General features: G+C 70.5%; 13 protein-coding genes. 9 read left to right on the forward strand and 4 right to left on the reverse strand.

From position 1 onward, the window contains the following. Complete coding sequence (locus tag ACQY7V_RS04335) at positions 1 to 3180, forward strand: glycosyltransferase family 2 protein (protein ID WP_320836472.1); 3180 nt, start codon at positions 1 to 3, stop codon at positions 3178 to 3180. Further along, positions 3177 to 4577, forward strand: a complete 1401-nt coding sequence (locus ACQY7V_RS04340; protein WP_303773591.1) for a DUF5719 family protein — start codon at positions 3177 to 3179, stop codon at positions 4575 to 4577. Before ACQY7V_RS04335 ends, ACQY7V_RS04340 begins: the two co-directional genes overlap by 4 nt. Before the next feature lie 4 nt (positions 4578 to 4581). Here ACQY7V_RS04340 and ACQY7V_RS04345 read toward each other — a convergent pair whose 3' ends face one another. Further along, entirely contained in the window at positions 4582 to 5001 is a 420-nt protein-coding gene (locus ACQY7V_RS04345; RefSeq protein WP_320836473.1) for a metallopeptidase family protein, read from the reverse strand. 73 nt (positions 5002 to 5074) lie between these two features. On the opposite strand from ACQY7V_RS04345, the gene ACQY7V_RS04350 reads away from it, so the two are divergent. After that, positions 5075 to 5557 carry a DUF3499 domain-containing protein gene (locus ACQY7V_RS04350; protein ID WP_320836474.1) on the forward strand — a complete coding sequence of 161 codons (483 nt, stop codon included), beginning with the start codon at positions 5075 to 5077 and terminating at the stop codon, positions 5555 to 5557. On the opposite strand, the gene ACQY7V_RS04355 is transcribed toward ACQY7V_RS04350, so the two are convergent. Continuing rightward, positions 5554 to 6675: a hypothetical protein gene (locus ACQY7V_RS04355; RefSeq protein WP_235361242.1), complete on the reverse strand. Its 1122-nt coding sequence runs from the start codon at positions 6673 to 6675 to the stop codon at positions 5554 to 5556. The genes ACQY7V_RS04350 and ACQY7V_RS04355 overlap by 4 nt on opposite strands. A gap of 146 nt (positions 6676 to 6821) precedes the next feature. On the opposite strand from ACQY7V_RS04355, the gene mtrA reads away from it, so the two are divergent. From mtrA to secA, 6 genes are all read left to right on the forward strand, one after another. Next, on the forward strand, positions 6822 to 7502 hold the full coding sequence (mtrA, locus tag ACQY7V_RS04360) for an MtrAB system response regulator MtrA (RefSeq protein WP_235361241.1): 681 nt from the start codon (positions 6822 to 6824) through the stop codon (positions 7500 to 7502). Next, positions 7483 to 9138 carry an MtrAB system histidine kinase MtrB gene (gene mtrB, locus ACQY7V_RS04365; protein ID WP_407826333.1) on the forward strand — a complete coding sequence of 552 codons (1656 nt, stop codon included), beginning with the start codon at positions 7483 to 7485 and terminating at the stop codon, positions 9136 to 9138. The genes mtrA and mtrB overlap by 20 nt, the downstream gene beginning before the upstream one ends. Next, entirely contained in the window at positions 9135 to 10796 is a 1662-nt protein-coding gene (locus tag ACQY7V_RS04370; protein ID WP_320836475.1) for an LpqB family beta-propeller domain-containing protein, read from the forward strand. Before mtrB ends, ACQY7V_RS04370 begins: the two co-directional genes overlap by 4 nt. Before the next feature lie 104 nt (positions 10797 to 10900). Next, positions 10901 to 11605 carry a ComF family protein gene (locus ACQY7V_RS04375; protein WP_428639071.1) on the forward strand — a complete coding sequence of 235 codons (705 nt, stop codon included), beginning with the start codon at positions 10901 to 10903 and terminating at the stop codon, positions 11603 to 11605. Between the two features lie 200 nt (positions 11606 to 11805). Then, positions 11806 to 12459, forward strand: a complete 654-nt coding sequence (gene hpf, locus ACQY7V_RS04380) for a ribosome hibernation-promoting factor, HPF/YfiA family (RefSeq protein WP_154478256.1) — start codon at positions 11806 to 11808, stop codon at positions 12457 to 12459. 211 nt (positions 12460 to 12670) lie between these two features. Then, complete coding sequence (gene secA / locus ACQY7V_RS04385; RefSeq protein WP_428639073.1) at positions 12671 to 15553, forward strand: preprotein translocase subunit SecA; 2883 nt, start codon at positions 12671 to 12673, stop codon at positions 15551 to 15553. 34 nt (positions 15554 to 15587) lie between these two features. Here the strand turns inward: secA and ACQY7V_RS04390 are convergent, their stop codons facing one another. Together ACQY7V_RS04390 and ACQY7V_RS04395 are read right to left on the reverse strand one after the other, a co-directional pair. Then, positions 15588 to 16064, reverse strand: coding sequence for an Rv3235 family protein (locus ACQY7V_RS04390; RefSeq protein ID WP_184452185.1), 477 nt, complete (start codon positions 16062 to 16064; stop codon positions 15588 to 15590). Next, a partial coding sequence (locus ACQY7V_RS04395; RefSeq protein WP_428639076.1) for a LysM peptidoglycan-binding domain-containing protein occupies positions 16061 to 16576 on the reverse strand: 516 nt, incomplete at its 5' end. The genes ACQY7V_RS04395 and ACQY7V_RS04390, both read right to left, overlap by 4 nt.

The raw sequence follows: 16576 nt of genomic DNA on the forward strand, positions 1-16576 counted from the left end.
GTGAAATCCCAGATCCTCGCCTTCATCGTCGCGCGCGATCCCGACTCGGCATCGCGCGTTCTCGGGGCTTGTCGCGCGCAGACGCTCGCACCCGATGAGATCCTCATCCTCGACTGCTCCAGGTCCGCTTCCCCCGGCGCGCCCGCGACGGCGCGCCTCGACGGAGCAGATCCCGCCATCCGCACCATCGCGACCCCCGGCGCGAAGAACCTCGGCGACGCCCTCAATACCGCGGTGCGCGCGCTCGACCCCGGCCTGCTTAGCGCCCGCTGGTGGTGGATCCTCCATGACGACTCCGAACCCGAGGCGACCTGCCTGGAGAGGCTGTGGGAAGTCGCCGACCTCGGTCGCACGATCGCGGCCGCCGGCCCCAAACAGCTCGACGCGCAAGGCGCCGGGCTCCTCGAGGTGGGCATCGAGGCGACATCGAGCGCGCGCCGCCTCGAATCGATCCTGCCCGGCGAGATCGACCAGGGGCAGTACGACGGCCGCAGTGATGTCCTCGGAATCGGCACCGCGGGAATGCTGCTCGACCCCGGGGCATGGGAGGCGGTCGGAGGTTTCGACTCGGCGCTCGGCCCCTTCGGCGACGGCCTCGACTTCTCGCGCCGCCTGCACCGCGCGGGCTTCCGCGTCGTCGTCGTCCCAGGGGCCAGGATCCGGCACGCCAGGGCCTCCCTGATCCCGCGCGGCCCCGGTTCACCCGCCCTCGAGGGCGGGAACGGGGGCTCGGACTTCGACTCGGCGCTGAAAGCGCGCACCCTCAAGGGCGATCCGGCGGACCCGAGCTTCGGCGCCAGGCGCTTCGCCCAGCTGTACAACTGGGCGAAAGCGGTGCCTTCGCCCCTGCTGCCCCTCCTCATGGCATGGCTGCTCCTCTGGACGCCCCTGCGCGCCCTCGCGCGCCTCCTGAGCGGTCGCGGGCGCCTCTTCCCGCCCGAGATCACGGCCTGGCTCCGCCTCATCCGTTTCACCCCTCATCTGCTCGTCGAACGTTCGCGCATGCGGCTCATCGCGCGTGTCCCCCGCTCGGCACTGCGCCCCCTCGAAGTCCGGGGCAAACGCCTGCGCGCTCTCAAGAAGGACCTCAAACGCGTCGAGGGCCCCTCCGAGGACCACCTCGACGATCCGATCGTGGCGAAGGCGAGGGCCTCCTATTCCGCCCGCAACGCCTGGGTGCTCGCCCTCGTCCTCGCCCTCGCCTCCGCCCTCGCCTTCCTGCGCTGGTGGGGGATCGGCCCGACTCTCGCAGGAGGGGCATGGGCCGCCGCCCCGAAAGCGCCCGCGGATCTGTGGCACGCGGCCTTCTCATGGTGGATCGCCGGAGGCGACGGCCTCCCCGGAGCCCCCGACCCCTTCCTCCTCCCGCTCGCCCTCGTCCTCGTCCCCCTCGGGCTCGCGGGCATCCCCATGAACGCGGTGCTGGCCTGGATCCTCGTTCTCGCGCTTCCCGCGGCCGCGGGAAGCGCCTGGGCCTTCGCATGCCGTCTCACGCGCAGTCCGGGCCTTCGAGGCGCGACGGCTCTGACCTGGACGGCGCTGCCCGCACTCGGAGTCAGCCTCGAGCAGGGCAGACTCGCCCCGGCCCTCTTCCACGTCCTGCTCCCCCTCGCCGCCGGCATCTGGGTGGGCCTCGCGGCACCGGCGGTCCCGCTGCGCCTGCGCGGCGCCTTCGACATCGCCGCCTTCGAACCGGGACGGCGCTCGGGCGCCCTCGCGCGCTTCGCGATCCTCTCCGCCGCACTCGTCGCCTGCGTCCCCTGGGCCCTCCTCCTCGTGCTCGTCGCCGTCATCGTCCTCCTGGGACGGGGCGGGGGCCGACTCGCCCTCCTCGTCCTCATCCCCTCCTGCGTGCTCCTCGCGCCACTCGCCGTCGATGCGGTGACGAGCTCCGGATCCTGGCGGGCCCTGACGACCGCCGCGGGCCCCGACGCCGCGACGATGATGGCGCGCTCGTGGGAAGTGCTCCTCGGGCTTCCCGTCCTCGAGTCGGAGCCGCTCCGCCTGATCCTGCAGGCGATCCCGATGGTCGTGCTCCTCATCTCGGCCTGCCTCCTCATGCCGCAGGCGCTGAGGACGACGAATGCGGACTCCGCGCGCCTCGGCTTCGCGCCCGCCTTCATCGTCCTCTCCGCCCTCTTCCTCCTCCTCGCGGCCGTCGTGCGCCGCGTGGACGTGGGAGTCGTCGACTCGCAGGTGACCACGGCGTGGATCTCGCCGATGCTCTCCCTGGCCGCCCTCGGTCTCATGACGGCGGGCCTCCTCGCCGCTCCCACCCTGCCGGAGATCGGGGCTCCCGGAATGCGCCGCGCGGGCCGTCTCGGCGCCTTGCTGGCCCTGTGCGCCCTTGCAGCCGGAGCGACCCCCCTCATCGACCGCATCGGGGCAGCCTCCGCCCCCTCGGACGCGCCCGCCCCCGTCTCCCGAGGCGTTCACGCCTCCGCGCCCCTGATCGCCGCCGTGAGCGAGCAGGGGCAGATCTCCTCGCGCCAGGCGCGCGTCCTCGTCCTCGACGCCGATGAGGGCCTCGCCCGCCTCGACATCGCCCTGTGGCGAGGAGCCGGCCCCTCCCTCACTGATTCCACGCCCCTGTCCCGGGCACGTGCGCTCGTCGGCGGCGCTAACGCCGATCCCGCCGTCGAGGCTCTCGAAAGCGCCGCACTCGCCCTCGTCGTCTACCCGGACGAGGACGTCGTCGCCGACATCGCCGCGCACGGAGTCGATACGGTCCTGGTCCCCGCGGATTCACCGGGACTCCCCCTCATCGCAGGCGGCCTGGATCGCGCCGTCGGCCTCGAACGCATCGGTCAGACCGATGCCGGAATCGTCTGGCGGGTCCGGCCGCGAGGAACCGCCCCCTCGCGCGTGCGCATCGACGCCCAAGGCGGGCCGGAGCCCGTCGATTCGACGGCCGAGGGCGTTCGAGTCGAACTGGACGGGCAGACGCAGGGCGCGCTCGTCCTCGCCGAACGCGCCGATGCCGGATGGCGGGCACGCCTCAACGGCGTCGAACTCGCCCCCACCACCGTCGACGGCTGGGCCCAGGGATTCAGCGATCTCGGCCCGGGGACGCTCGTCGTCTCCCACGCCCGCGCCCGGACGCTCACCTGGCAGATCACCGTCCTGCTCATTCTCGCTCTGACGGCCCTCGCCGCGATCCCCTGGAGGTCCGGCAAATGAAATCCGCGCGCATCGCCCCCCTCGGCCTCCTGCTCCTCGGAACCGTCCTCCTCGGCGCGGCCGCCCTCACGGACGCCCTCCTGCCGACGGAGCCCGTCCGCGAGGCGCCCTCGGCCCTCGTCGAAGCGAACGCGAGGAGCGTCGCCCTGGCCTGCCCCACCGGCATCATCGACCCCTTCGACACGACCCGGCGGGCCTCCGCGGGGATCTGGTCCTCCACGGGACTCGACGCCGCTCATGACGCGCCGGAAACCCTCACCGCCCGAGCCGGGGAGGGCCAGACGCTGACCATCCCGAGTGCGATGATCCTCTCGGGCCAGGGAGGCGGCGATCTCCTCGGCCTTACGACCACCGGCTGCGCCGTCCCCTCACTCGACCAATGGCTCGCGATCGGGCCCACCACCGTCGGATCCGATGCCGTCCTGCTCCTGTCCAACCCGGCGCCGACCCCCTCCCAGGTGACCATCGAGGGCTACGGAGCCCTGGGGCCCCTCGGCGAGGCGGGCCAGGTCGTCACCGTGCCCGCCAACTCCTCCGTGGCGCTCCTGCCCGCCGGATGGTTCGCAGACGAGGAAAGACTCGTCCTGCGCGTCCGAGCCGACGGCGCAGGCGTCGCCGCCTTCGCGCAGGTGTCGAAGATGAACGGGGAGATCCCCCGGGGCACGACTTGGATCCCCTCGACGACGCCGCTCAAGAGCACGACGATCCTCGGCGTGGGCGGTGAAGACTCCTCGTCGCTCCTCGTCGCCGTTCCCGGCGAGGATCCGGCCGCCCTGTCGATCACCCTGCTCACCCCCTCGGGCCCCCGGGCGCTCGAAGGAGGGGACGTGAGGATCGATGCCAAGGGAGTGCTCTCGATCCCCTTGACCGGCGCCTCGAAGGAGGCGATCGGGATCCGCATCGACTCCGATCAGGCGATCGTAGCGACCGCGATCCAGACCAGGATCGTCGGCCCCTGGCCCGGCTCGCAGGAGCAGCGGGAGGTGATCTCCTCGCTCGTCCCCGCATCCGCGGTCATGACGGCGGATCTTCCCGGCCTGGGCGCCCTGCGCCCGCTGGTCGACGGGCAGCTCCTGGCCGAACCGCTGCGCGCCACCTCCATCGCCACCCCCTCCGGGAGCGGAACCGTCGCCGCCTCGCTCCTCGTCGCGAACCCGGCGCTCGAGGGCGGGGCGCCCGTCGCCGTGAGCCTCGGATCCGAGCGCCTCGAGCTCGCCGCAGGCGCTTCGGCACAGATCCGGCTCGGCGAGGACGACGCCCTGTTCCGCGCCGACGGCCCCGTCCGCGCCGCGCTCCTCATCAGCGTCGAAACCCCCTCGGGCGCGCTGCACTCCGCCTGGCCGATCGGCACCGCGGGACTCGTCGCGCGCGAAGCCGAGGTCCGGCTGGGACCGTGAGCCCCTACTTCAAGGCGTCGTCGATCTCGTCGGGGCCGAGCGCGATGATGTGCGAAATGCGCTCGACGAGGACGCGCCGCACGGCCTCCGCGTAATCCCCGCCCTCCGAGCGCAGCACGATCGGCAAGCGGTAGACCACGATCCGGTCGGAAAGGCCGCGGCGTCGATCCGCGAAGAACACGCGGGCGAGCACTTCGGAGTGGTCCTCCCACGGAGCCGGATCGGAGGGCGGAACGTCCTCGGTCGCGAACTCGATCCGGGCAACGGCCGACCACCTGCGCGTCAACTCATCGACAACCGCCCCGACGAGCTCGTCGAAGGCCTCCCGACGGGTCCGCCATGCGGGAGTGCCCGGGAAGAAGAGAGGGCCTCGGGGGCCGCGGCCGTGACGGTCGCGCGCGGGACGATGAGCAGCAAGGGGCACCCGTCCAGCCTAGCGAGGTGACGCACCGAACGCTCAATCGCTCGGCGCGCCCGCCGTGCCGTACTCTGGTCCAGTGATTTCGGCCAGACACTGCTCCAAGCCCGGCTGCCAGCGCCCCGGCGTCGCGACGCTCACCTACGACTACTCCGACTCGACGGTCGTCCTGGGCCCCCTCGCAACGGTCGCCGAACCCAACGCCTACGATCTCTGCGACATTCACGCCCAGCACCTCACGGCGCCGAAGGGGTGGCAGGTCGTCCGTCTCCAGACGCATTTCGAACCGGCCGCTCCCACGGGCGACGACCTGCTCGCCCTCGTCGATGCGGTCAGACGCGCGGCCGCTGAGACCCCCGAGAACGAGGCCCCCCCGGCCCGTCCGGCCGCTCAAACGGCGGCTCAATCGATGCGAGCGGGGGAGCCCGAGCGCGGGCCCTTCGCCCCCTCCCGGCCCCGAGCGGCCGACGACAACCCCCTCGATCCCGAGTCGGCCTTCGCGAAGAGGCGCGCCCGCTTCCAGGTCATCGACGCCGAAGGACCGGCACCGCGCCAGGACTAGGAGCCCATGGGGGACCCGGCGGCCGCACTCGCCCGTGCGGCCGCGAGGGCGGGGGCCAGACCCTCGGTCCGCATCCTCTCATCGGTGTACATGAGCACCGCGCACGCCACTTGGACCGGAACGGCGATGCCCGCGAGCATCACCGTCAAACCGGTGGCTGCGCCGTCGAACACCGGGGAGTTGAGGAGCATCATGACGGTCGTCGTCACCCCGGTGAAGGCCCCGACCACGACGCCGACGAGGGTGTTCACCACCAGGACCATCAGGAGATAGCGCCCGAGCAGTCGGCCGAAAGCGCCCCCGGTCAACGCCCACGATCGTGAGATCGACTCCACGGGCCCGCGCTCCTCCAAGACGCAGACGATCGGTGCGAAGACCAGTCGAACGGTGAGGGCGACGAGGGCGGCGAATGTCACCGCGATGACGATGAGGCACATGAGGACGAGCATGATCACCCAGATGAAGAGCGAGCTCTCCATCTCGGGGACCAGGGCCAGGAGCCCGAAGACGATCATCAGGATGACCGCGGTCATGACCGCGATGAAGGCCACGGAGAGCAGGGAGATGAGGAGGGTCGTTCCCAGCAGGGGCGCGAATCGCGGGCGCAGGCGCTTCCACGTCTCGCGCGCCGTCGGCCTGCGACCGACCACCGAATCAGCGACCGCGAGCGACAGCATCCCGGTGAGCAGCACGGAGGCGAGGACCGAAAGGACGAGGGCGAGCGCGGAGAACGACAGGGAGGGGATGAGGACGCCTCTGAGGCCCCAAAGGGGGTCGGCACCGGTCGAAACGACGAATGCGCGCTCGACGAGGCGGAGCGCCCGGGACAGGCCGGCGCCCTGGATGCCCGCGGCCGCGCCGACGAGGGCCATCACGCAGGCGGTCAGACCGAGATGGAGCAGGGGGTTCGCGCGAATCGCGTTCAGGGTGCCCGAGAAGATGTCGGCGATCGTCAAAGGGCGGAGCGGAATGATCCCCGAGGGCTCCGATTCGTCCGTCTCGGGACAGGCCGAGGGGGTCCATCCGGACGAGGCCCCCGGAGGCATCGCCGGGCCCCAGCCCGGCGCCCCCTCGACGCGATACGAGTCGTTCAGCGGGTGGATCTGCGGATCGGTCACGACAGTCCTTCCTTGTCCGGGTCGCCCTCAGTCTTCCGCATGGGCAGCGGGGTGTCCACGCGGAGCGGTCCCGGCTTCCTGCTCCTCGGTCGGGGAAGTCCGCGAGTCTGCCCCCGCGATCACGCAATTCGTGACACTATCGTGACATGAATTCGCGGATCCTCGTCGTCGACGACGATGCGGCGCTCGCCGAGATGATCGGAATCGTCCTCGGGGCCGAGGGCTTCGCCGTCGATACCTGCCCGGACGGCTCTGTCGCCCTCGACGCCTTCCATCGGAGCACGCCCGATCTCGTTCTGCTCGACCTCATGCTGCCCGGACTCGACGGCATCGAAGTGTGCCGCCTCATCCGACGTGAATCCGACGTTCCGATCGTCATGCTCACGGCGCGTTCGGATACGGCGGACGTCGTCGCGGGCCTCGAAGCGGGCGCGGACGACTACGTGCCCAAGCCCTTCAAACCGAAGGAGCTCATCGCGCGCATCCGGGCCCGCCTGCGCGGCCGTGAGGAATCGGGGGACGCGCGCCTCGTCCTCGGCGACCTCGTCATCGACGTGCCCGGACACGCCGTCCACCGGGGAGCGGAGCCGATCGCCCTCACGCCGCTCGAATTCGACCTGCTCGTGGCCCTCGGCAGCGCGCCCTGGAAGGTCTTCACCCGCGAGGAGCTCCTCGAGAGGGTGTGGGGCTACAGGCACGCGGCCGACACGCGACTGGTGAACGTCCACGTCCAAAGGCTCCGCTCGAAGATCGAACGGGATCCGGAGAACCCCGAGATCGTCGTCACCGTCAGGGGCGTCGGGTACCGTGCGGGAACAGGGGCCTGAATCGGGAGGGCGCGCGCGCTCGGTCCCGTCACGGCGCCTGCTCGCCCCGCTCGTCGGCGCGTGGAAGCGCTCCCGCGTCGGAGCCCGCCTCCTCTCATCGAAGCCCGCCTTAGCCGTGCGCAGGTCCTTGTCGATCCGCTCGGCCCTCGCGGTCACCGCCGCCGCGCTGGCGCTCATGTCGGTCTTCGCGCTCACCGTCTCGGCGCAACTGCGCACCTCCGCATTCGAATCCCGCAAGGACCTGGTCCTCGACGACGCGGCGGTCCGATTCTCCTCGGCCCGGCAGACATTCGATCAATCGACGGCGAGCACCCCCGATCAGGTTCAGGAAACGGCCCGACAGGTCGTCGAATCGATCCGCTCCTCGGCCGCGGGCGCGGGCGCCGTCTCGGTCGCACTCCTCCGCTCGCCCGATTCCCTCACCTCCTTCCGCATCAACCAGATCGTCGACGCCGACGTCCTCGACCTCATCGACCGCGCCATGAGGCAAGCTGTCCGCGACTCCGGTTCCGCGCAATGGCAGTCCGTCTCGATCCGCCTCAGCGACTCCTCCGGGGCCCCCGGGATCCTCGTCGGGATGGAGGTCGAAATCCCCAGGGCCGGCCCGCACGAGCTCTACATCGTCTACTCCCTCGCCTCGGACCAGCGCCAGGTCGACATGGCGATGCGGGTCCTCCTCGTCGCGGCGATCCCCATCGTCCTCGGCCTCCCGCTCGCCGTGTTCTGGATGCTCTACAAATTCCTCCTCCCGGTGCGCCGCACGGCCGACGCCGCCAAGCACCTCGCCTCGGGGGACCTCGATGCGCGAGTCGACGTCCACGGCGAAGACGAGATGGCGGACCTGTCCCGCGCCTTCAACGACATGGCGGCCTCCCTGCAGGACAAGATCGAGGAATACGACGAACTCTCCCAACTCCAGCAGCGCTTCGTCTCGGACGTGTCGCACGAACTGCGCACGCCGCTGACGACGATCCGCATGGCCGACTCGATCATCTGGGACAATCGCGAATCGCTCCCGGCTGCCGCGAAGCGCTCGGCGGAACTCCTCCACGAGCAGACCGACCGCATGGACTCGCTCTTCACCGATCTTCTCGAGATCTCCCGCTACGACGCGAGATCGGCCGATCTCGCCGCGGAGCTCACCGATCTGCGCGCCGTCGTCGCGAAGGTCGTGAAGGCCAACGCCGAACTCGCCCAGCGACTGGGGGTCGAAGTGACGGTCCGCGAGCCCGATCACCGCTGCGCCGCATCCATCGATGCGCGTCGGATCGAACGCGTCCTGAGGAACCTCCTCGTGAACGCCCTCGAGTTCGCCGACCGGACCAGCGTCGACATCACCATCGCCCAGAACGAGGAGGCGGTCGCCGTGCGCGTGCGCGACCACGGGGTCGGCATGACCGAGGAGACGGCGGCCCGCGTCTTCGACCGCTTCTACCGGGCCGACGCCTCGCGCAAGCGCACCACGGGCGGCACGGGCCTGGGCCTGTCGATCGCCGCCGAGGACGTCGCACTGCACGGGGGGATCCTGACGGCTCGGGGAGAGCCCGGCAACGGCTCCTCCTTCCTCATGACGATCCCGAAAGAACCCGGGGCCCCCATCGGACCGGGGCCGCTCGGCCTGTGGGAGGACGCATGAAACGCCTCCTCGCCCTCGCCCTCGCCCTCCTGCTCCTCACGGGGTGCACCTCCCTGCCGGACGCCTCCGCCCCGCAGCCCTTCGACGTGTCGATCCCCGATTCCGCGCCGATCCAACTCGCGGCGGACGGTCCGTCCCCCGACTCCGATCCGAGCACCCTCGTCACGGACTTCCTCCTCGCATGCGCCGCGGGCGCGAACGACGATTTCGCCACGGCGCGCCTCTTCCTCACCTCGGGGAGCGCCCAGGAATGGAATCCGGCGGAGCAAGTCCTCATCTACGACACGGCGACGCGCCCCCTCGTCAAGAGCGGGGCGGAGGACGGGGACCGCGTCTCGGTGACCGTCAGCGCCCAGGGCGTGGCCTCCGTCGACGCCAACGGCATCCTGACGCGCAGCACCGACTCCCAGATCACCGCGAGCCTCGCCCTCGTCAAGGAGAACGGGCAGTGGCGGATCGACGCCCCCGAGAACGCCTACATCATCTCCCAGGCCTCCTTCAGCGCCTCGTACGAGTTGACGAACCTCTACTTCCCCGCAACGACGGGGGACGCCCTCGTCCCCGATCCGCGCTGGTACCCGTCGAGGCGCCTGTCCACGCACCTCCTCAAGGGCCTCGTCGGCGGGCCCGAGAAGGGGATCTCCCAGGCGGTCACCAACGCGATCCCCGGTGGGACGACCATCCCCTCCCAGGGGATCGAGGTGCGCGAAGGAGTCGCCACCGTCTCCCTGGAGGTGCCCGTCCCCGAGAGCTCCACGGCCCGATCCCTCCTCCACTGGCAGATCGCGCGCACCCTGGCCCAGGACGCCTCGATCTCCGCGGTGGAACTGAAGGTCTCTGGGATCGACCTCAGCGACTCGCCCCTGCCCGAGGGGCCCGCCTTCTCCCTCGACACGCGAGTCGGGCTCAATGAGAGCGCGATCGGCACGATTTCGGCGATGACGGTGGTCCCCCTCAACCTCGCCGAACAGCCTCTCGAGGGGGCGGGCTCCCCGGCGATGTCCCCGGTCACTCACGACCTCGTCGCGTGGAGGCACGAGGGCGAGCTGCGCATCGAAAGAGGCGGGGCGGAGCCCGAGAGCGCCCGGGTGGCGCACCAGTCCTCGGGAGCGCCCTCGATCGACCGATTCGGCTACGTCTGGGCCGCAGCGCCGGCGGGAGCGATCGCTGCGCGCTCGGACGGGTCGGTCATCGAAGTCCCCGTTGAAGGGGGCGAGGACGTCCCCGTCCGCTCGGTCGCGATCTCGCCCGACGGGGCGAGGGCCCTCATCGTCCGCGAGGGCGAAGAAGGCGGCGCGCTGTGGATCGGCGCCGTCCTGCGGGACACCGAGGGGGCGCCCCGCAGCATCGTCGGACTCGAGTCGGGCGGCTCCTACGCGACGGGCGTGATCGACGCGGCCTGGACGGACGGCACCTCCTTCGTGGTCGCCGTCGCCCGCGCGGATGAGGCTCGCGGAGGCGGGAGCGGCCTCATCGACGTCGACCTGGGGGGATTCGGATCGGCGATCTCCACCCCCGAGGACATCGTTTCGCTGAGCGCCGGCTCATCGGCGATGAATCTGTGCGTCCTCGACTCCCGCGGGGGAGTCCACTGCCGATCCGGGGCGCTCTGGCAGGACGTGCCCGCGACCTTCAAGGAGATCCGCTTCCCCGGATGAGCAGGACCCGGCGCCTTCATCCAGGGGCGTCGGGATCGCCGGCCCGTCCACAGGCGCCCCCGCCCCGCGCCGCCCAGGACGCATCCCGGTGCGAGCATCGGGGCATGACCGTGACGCTCCTCAGGGCCGCCCAGGGGCTCCTGTGGCCGACCCAGTGCTTCGGCTGCGGGGCCTGGGACGAAGTCGTGTGCCCCGCCTGCGCGGCGCTCGCCAGGAGGCCGCCCGTCGTCGGCCTCCTCGAGGACGCGCCCCGGGCGGGCGAGTCGATCCCCCTCATCGCCTCCGGCGCGTACGAGGGCGAGCTCCGCTCGATCCTGCTCGCGGCGAAGCACTCGCCCGCATTCGATGGGAGCGCCTTCCTCGAGGAAGCCGGTTTCACCCTCGGCCGCGCGCTCGCGGGCATCGTCGCCCTCCGGGAGGGGGAGGATCCCCGCTCGGGCGAGCCGTGGTGGGTCGTTCCCGCGCCTCCGAGCTGGAAACGGCGGCTGACGGGGACCCGGGTGACGGACGTGCTCGCGCGCGGCGTCGCGCGCGGCCTCGCCTGCGCGAGCGGCGCCCGCGTCCTCGTCGTCGATGCGATCGCCGTGAGGATCGGCGCCCATTCGCAGGCCGGCAGGGGAGGGGCGGCGCGAAGACGGGGGCGCGAGGGGATCATGCGGGCCCGAGTCCGCCTGCCCGATCCGGACAGGATCATCCTCGTCGACGACGTCATCACGACCGGTGCGACTCTGAGGGAGCTCGCGCGGGTGTGCGCAGGAGCCCGGGCCGGGGCCGTTCTCGCGCAGGCGGGGGCGGGTCGCAGCAGGTGAAAGGGACTGCGCATCCTATGACGCGCATCACGTTCTGGGGTAGACTCCTCCCATAGCCACCGCGCGGGAGGCGGTGAAGACGAAAACCGCTCCCCGCGCGATCGGAGGAGGTGATAGCTCAGATCACGGCCCGAAGCGGCGATGCGTTCGGGCATTCGATTCGCGGGCGAAGGAGCCCGCCGACTTCCTCTGGAGGAAACATGGACATCACTGTCGTCGCGCGCAATGCGGAGATCCACCCGAACTTCCGCGCCTACGTCGAAGAGAAGGTCTCGAAAGTCACCCAGTTCTACCCCCGCGCTCAGCGGGTGGACGTCGAACTCACCCACGAGCGGAACCCCCGCCAAGCCGACACCGCGGAGCGCATCGAGCTGACCGTCTACGGCAAGGGGCCGATCATCCGCGCTGAAGCGGAGTCCGCCGACCGCTACGCAGCCGTTGACATCGCTGCGGGCAAGCTCTTCGAACGTCTGCGCCGCATGCGCGACCGCGACAAGGACCACCGCCGGCGCTACCCCCGCGACATCGAGGACGTCGAACTCCTCGAAGAGGTCGCCCTCGACGGCGGGGCCCCCGAAGAGGCCGCTCCCGCCCCCGCGTCGCTGCGCTCCGCAGAAGACCTCAAGGTCGGCGAAGCCCGCGAGGAACAGCTCGGGGACTCGCCGATCATCGTGCGGCAGAAGGTCCATGAAGCCGAACCCATGAGCGTCGACGAGGCCCTCGACCAGATGGAGATGGTCGGGCACCCCTTCTTCCTCTTCATCGACAAGGAGACGATGCAGCCCTGCGTCGTCTACCACCGTCACGGTTGGACCTACGGCGTCCTCAGGCTCAACACGACGATCAGGGCCTGAACCCCGCGTCCGCTGAAGCTCAAGGGCCCGCCGGAGGCATCTCCGGCGGGCCCTTGAGCACGGGGATCGCACCCCCGAGGCGCTGGAAGTCCCGCGAATGAGACGAGTCGCGCCCGCGTCAGGTCGAGTCCGGGCCGCGAACTCCGTAAACTGAACGGGTGCGCGCCACGCGCACGGGGCCCTCGCCCCGATTCAACCCACAGGAGTCCTCGTGTCCTTCATCGACAAGATCCTTCGCGCAGGCGAAGGGCGCACCCTCAAGAAGCTCGACCAGCTCGCCAGTCAGGTCGACGCCCTTCAAGAGGACTTCGAAGCCCTGAGCGACGCGGAGCTCCAGGCGAAGACGGAGGAGTTCAAGGCCCGCCTCGCCGAGGGCGAGACCCTGGACGACCTGCTCGTCGAGGCCTTCGCGACCGTGAGGGAGGCCGCGTGGCGCATCCTCCACATGAGGCCCTTCCACGTGCAGGTCATGGGCGGGATCGCCCTGCACCAGGGCAACATCGCCGAGATGAAGACCGGTGAGGGCAAGACCCTCGTCGCGACCATGCCGGCCTATCTGCGGGCGCTCACCGGCAAGGGCGTCCACGTCGTCACGGTCAACGATTACCTCGCCAAGTACCAGTCCGACATCATGGCGCGCGTCTACACCTTCCTCGGTCTGACCACCGGCTGCGTCCTCGTCGGCCAGCGCCCCGACGAGCGCCGCAAGCAGTACGAAGCCGATATCACCTACGGGACGAACAACGAGTTCGGCTTCGACTACCTGCGCGACAACATGGCCCAGCGCGTCGAGGACATGGTCCAGCGCGGCCACAACTACGTGATCGTCGATGAGGTCGACTCGATCCTCATCGACGAGGCCCGTACCCCGCTCATCATCTCCGGCCCGGCATCGGGCGACGTCAACCGCTGGTACGTGGAGTTCGCGCGCATCGCGAAGCTCCTCACCCGCGACGTCGACTACGAGGTCGACGAGAAGAAGAAGACGATCGGCGTCCTCGAACCTGGGATCGACGCGGTCGAGGACCAGCTCGGCGTGGAGAACCTCTACGAGGCGGCGAACACCCCGCTCATCGGCTTCCTCAACAACGCGATCAAGGCGAAGGAGCTCTTCCACATCGACAAGGACTACATCGTCGATCAGGGGGAGGTGCTCATCGTCGACGAGCACACCGGCCGCGTCCTGCCGGGTCGGCGCTACAACGACGGCATGCACCAGGCCATCGAGGCGAAGGAGGGCGTTGAGATCAAGGCCGAGAACCAGACCCTCGCCACGATCACGCTCCAGAACTACTTCCGCCTCTACCCCGAGGGCTCGCGCGCGGGCATGACGGGCACCGCGGAGACCGAGGCGGCGGAATTCGCTTCTACCTACAAGATCGGCGTCATCCCGATCCCGACGAACAAGCCGATGATCCGCGTCGATCAGCCCGACTTCGTCTTCCCGACCGAACGGGGCAAGCTCAACGCGATCATCGAGGACATCGCCGAGCGGCACGCGAAGGGCCAGCCGATCCTCGTCGGCACCGCCTCCGTCGAGAAGTCCGAGCTCCTCTCGCAGCTGCTCAAGGAGAAGCGGATCCCCCACCAGGTGCTCAATGCGAAGCAGCACGCCCGTGAAGCGGCCGTCGTCGCGATGGCGGGCCGCAAGGGCGCCGTGACCGTTGCGACGAACATGGCCGGGCGCGGCACCGACATCATGCTCGGCGGCAACTCCGAGTTCATCGCGCAGGCGAACCTCGCCGCCCAGGGGCTCGATCCGAAGGAGAACCCCGAGGAGTACCGCGCCGCCTGGCCTCTCGCCCTCGCCGAGGCCGATGCCGCGGTTGAAGCCGAGCGCGAGGAGGTCCGTGAACTCGGCGGGCTCTACGTCCTCGGCTCCGAGCGCCACGAGTCCCGGCGCATCGACAATCAGCTGAGGGGCCGATCCGGCCGTCAGGGCGACCCGGGTGAATCCCGCTTCTACCTGTCGATGGAAGACGACCTCATGCGCCTGTTCAACTCGGGCATGGCGCAGCGGATCATGGCCTCGGGCGCCTACCCCGAGGATCTCCCGTTGGAGAACCGCCTGGTCTCGCGTTCGATCCAGTCCGCGCAGCATCAGGTCGAGGCGCGCAACTTCGAGATCCGCAAGAACGTCCTCAAGTACGACGACGTGATGACCGGTCAGCGCGAGCTCGTGTACGAGGAGCGCCGAAGGGTGCTCGAGGGCGAGGACCTCGAACCGCAGATGAAGTCCTTCATGGAGACGCTGATCGCGGGGATCGTCGACGAGAAGACCGGCGGCCTGTCCCCGCGCGAATGGGATCTCGACGTCATCTGGGACACGCTGCGCGCGTACTACCCGCCCTCGGTCTCCTACGCCGAGGTCGAGGCCGAGCACGGCGGGCGGGGCTCCCTCGTCCGCGATGACCTCATCACGGAGCTCGTCGGCGACATTCACGCCGTGTACGAGGACGCGGAGGACGCCCTGAAGGAGAACCCCCTGGCGCTCGCCCAGCTCGGCGAGGACCCGATGCGCAACCTCGAGCGCCGCGTGGTCATCGCGACGGTGGATCGCCTCTGGCGCGAGCACCTCTACGAGATGGACTATCTCAAGGAGGGCATCGGCCTGCGCGCGATGGGCCAGCGCGACCCCCTGGTCGAATACAAGGACGAGGGCGCGAAGATGTTCCAGGCGATGATGGAGCGCATTCGCGAGGAGTCCGTTCAGCAGGTCTTCGCATTCGCCAAGCAGTTCGACAAGGCGCTCGAGCAGGCCCGGGAGAAGGGCCTCTTCGATCAGGGGGCGCAGACCGCGCCCGAAGCCTCGGATTCCCCCTCCCTCGACGCCGTCGCCGCGGCTGAGGCCGCGGCTGAGGCGAAGGCCGCCGAGAAGGCCGCGCAGGCCGCCAAGCGCGCCGAGCAGCGGGCGCGAACGGCTCGCGCCGCCTCCGTCATGGGCGACCTCGGCCAGGCGAGGACGACCGCGGCCCTGCGCTACTCCTCCTCCGAGGGCGAGGCATCGGGTCAGGTTGCTCCCGCTGCTTCGCAGGGGTCGTCGAACCGTGAGCAGCGTCGTGCGGCGGCGAAGAAGGCGCGGAAGCGGCGTTGAGCATCTTCGTGAACGCGCGCGGCGGCGCGGCGCGCTAGGCGATTTCGAGGGCGGTGGTCATCCATCGCCCTCGAAACGCCTCGAGCCGCAGAGCGACGGCGTAGGAGCGCTGCGGGCCGCGCACCACGACCGCGGACTCCGCGACGCCCGGTGCGATTTCATCGCTCCGCCAGGCCGAGGGGAAGCAGGAGCGCCGTGAACGCCCCGTCGAGGCCGAGTCGAGGCGGAGGTGCTTGAGCGCCGCGTACAGGGAGGGCATCATCCAGCGTTCCAGCTGGCGCCTGTCGCGCATCCCGAGCAGGGACTCGACGATCGCCCGGGCGAGGCCCGCCGACCACGTCGACGCGTCCGGGACGTCGGGGTCGAGCCGACCGCCCTCGGACCGGGAGTCGAGCCACAGTCTCATGTCGGCGAGCTCGGTCGCGGAGACGTCCTGGGTCATGTCCCAGCGGAAGGTGCGCCTGGTCTGAGTGAAGCGATCGAGGGATCGCGCGCGGGAAGGGCCGCTCATTTCGACTCCTGGGGAAGAAGAAGGGTCTGTCCGGGGCGGATGAGATTCGGGTCGGAACCGATGGCATCGGCATTGAGCGCGTAGATCGCGCGCCAGGTCTCGTCGATCGTCGCCGCGTCGGCGCCGGGAGGCAGCTGGGCGCGCGCGATCTCCCACAGACTGTCGCCGGGCAGGACGATGCGGGTGGGCGCGGCGGGGGATCCCTCCTCGGGGTTGAGGGCGCCCCGCCCGGCCGTGGGGCGCCGTTCGTCCGTGGGCCTCCCCTCGCCCCCGGAGGGCGCCGGGGGAGTGCGCGTCCCCGACGGGGCAGGGGCAGATGCGGGGGCGGAATCCGGGCGCGCAGCGGGGGCGGCGCTCGACTGCGAGCCGGCGCTCATCTCGGAGTCGTGCGCTGCCCCGGAGTCGCGGGCCCGGGCGTCTGCGGAGTCGCTCGCCTCCCAGATCCACGTGAGTGATGCGGGATCCGCAGGCGCCGGCTCCTCCCGGGGCTCCGCGCCAGCTGCGCCCAGTTC

The sequence above is a fragment of the Schaalia sp. genome (genome assembly GCF_050312375.1).
Lineage (GTDB): Bacteria > Actinomycetota > Actinomycetes > Actinomycetales > Actinomycetaceae > Pauljensenia > Pauljensenia hyovaginalis.

Coding starts and splice junctions, on each gene's coding strand:
- ACQY7V_RS04340 (WP_303773591.1), top strand. CDS start 3,177: ATGAAATCCGCGCGCATCGCCCCCCTCGGCCTCCTGCTCCTCGGAACC.
- mtrA (WP_235361241.1), top strand. CDS start 6,822: ATGAATTCGCGGATCCTCGTCGTCGACGACGATGCGGCGCTCGCCGAG.
- ACQY7V_RS04370 (WP_320836475.1), top strand. CDS start 9,135: ATGAAACGCCTCCTCGCCCTCGCCCTCGCCCTCCTGCTCCTCACGGGG.
- ACQY7V_RS04375 (WP_428639071.1), top strand. CDS start 10,901: ATGACCGTGACGCTCCTCAGGGCCGCCCAGGGGCTCCTGTGGCCGACC.
- hpf (WP_154478256.1), top strand. CDS start 11,806: ATGGACATCACTGTCGTCGCGCGCAATGCGGAGATCCACCCGAACTTC.
- ACQY7V_RS04390 (WP_184452185.1), bottom strand. CDS start 16,064: ATGAGCGGCCCTTCCCGCGCGCGATCCCTCGATCGCTTCACTCAGACC.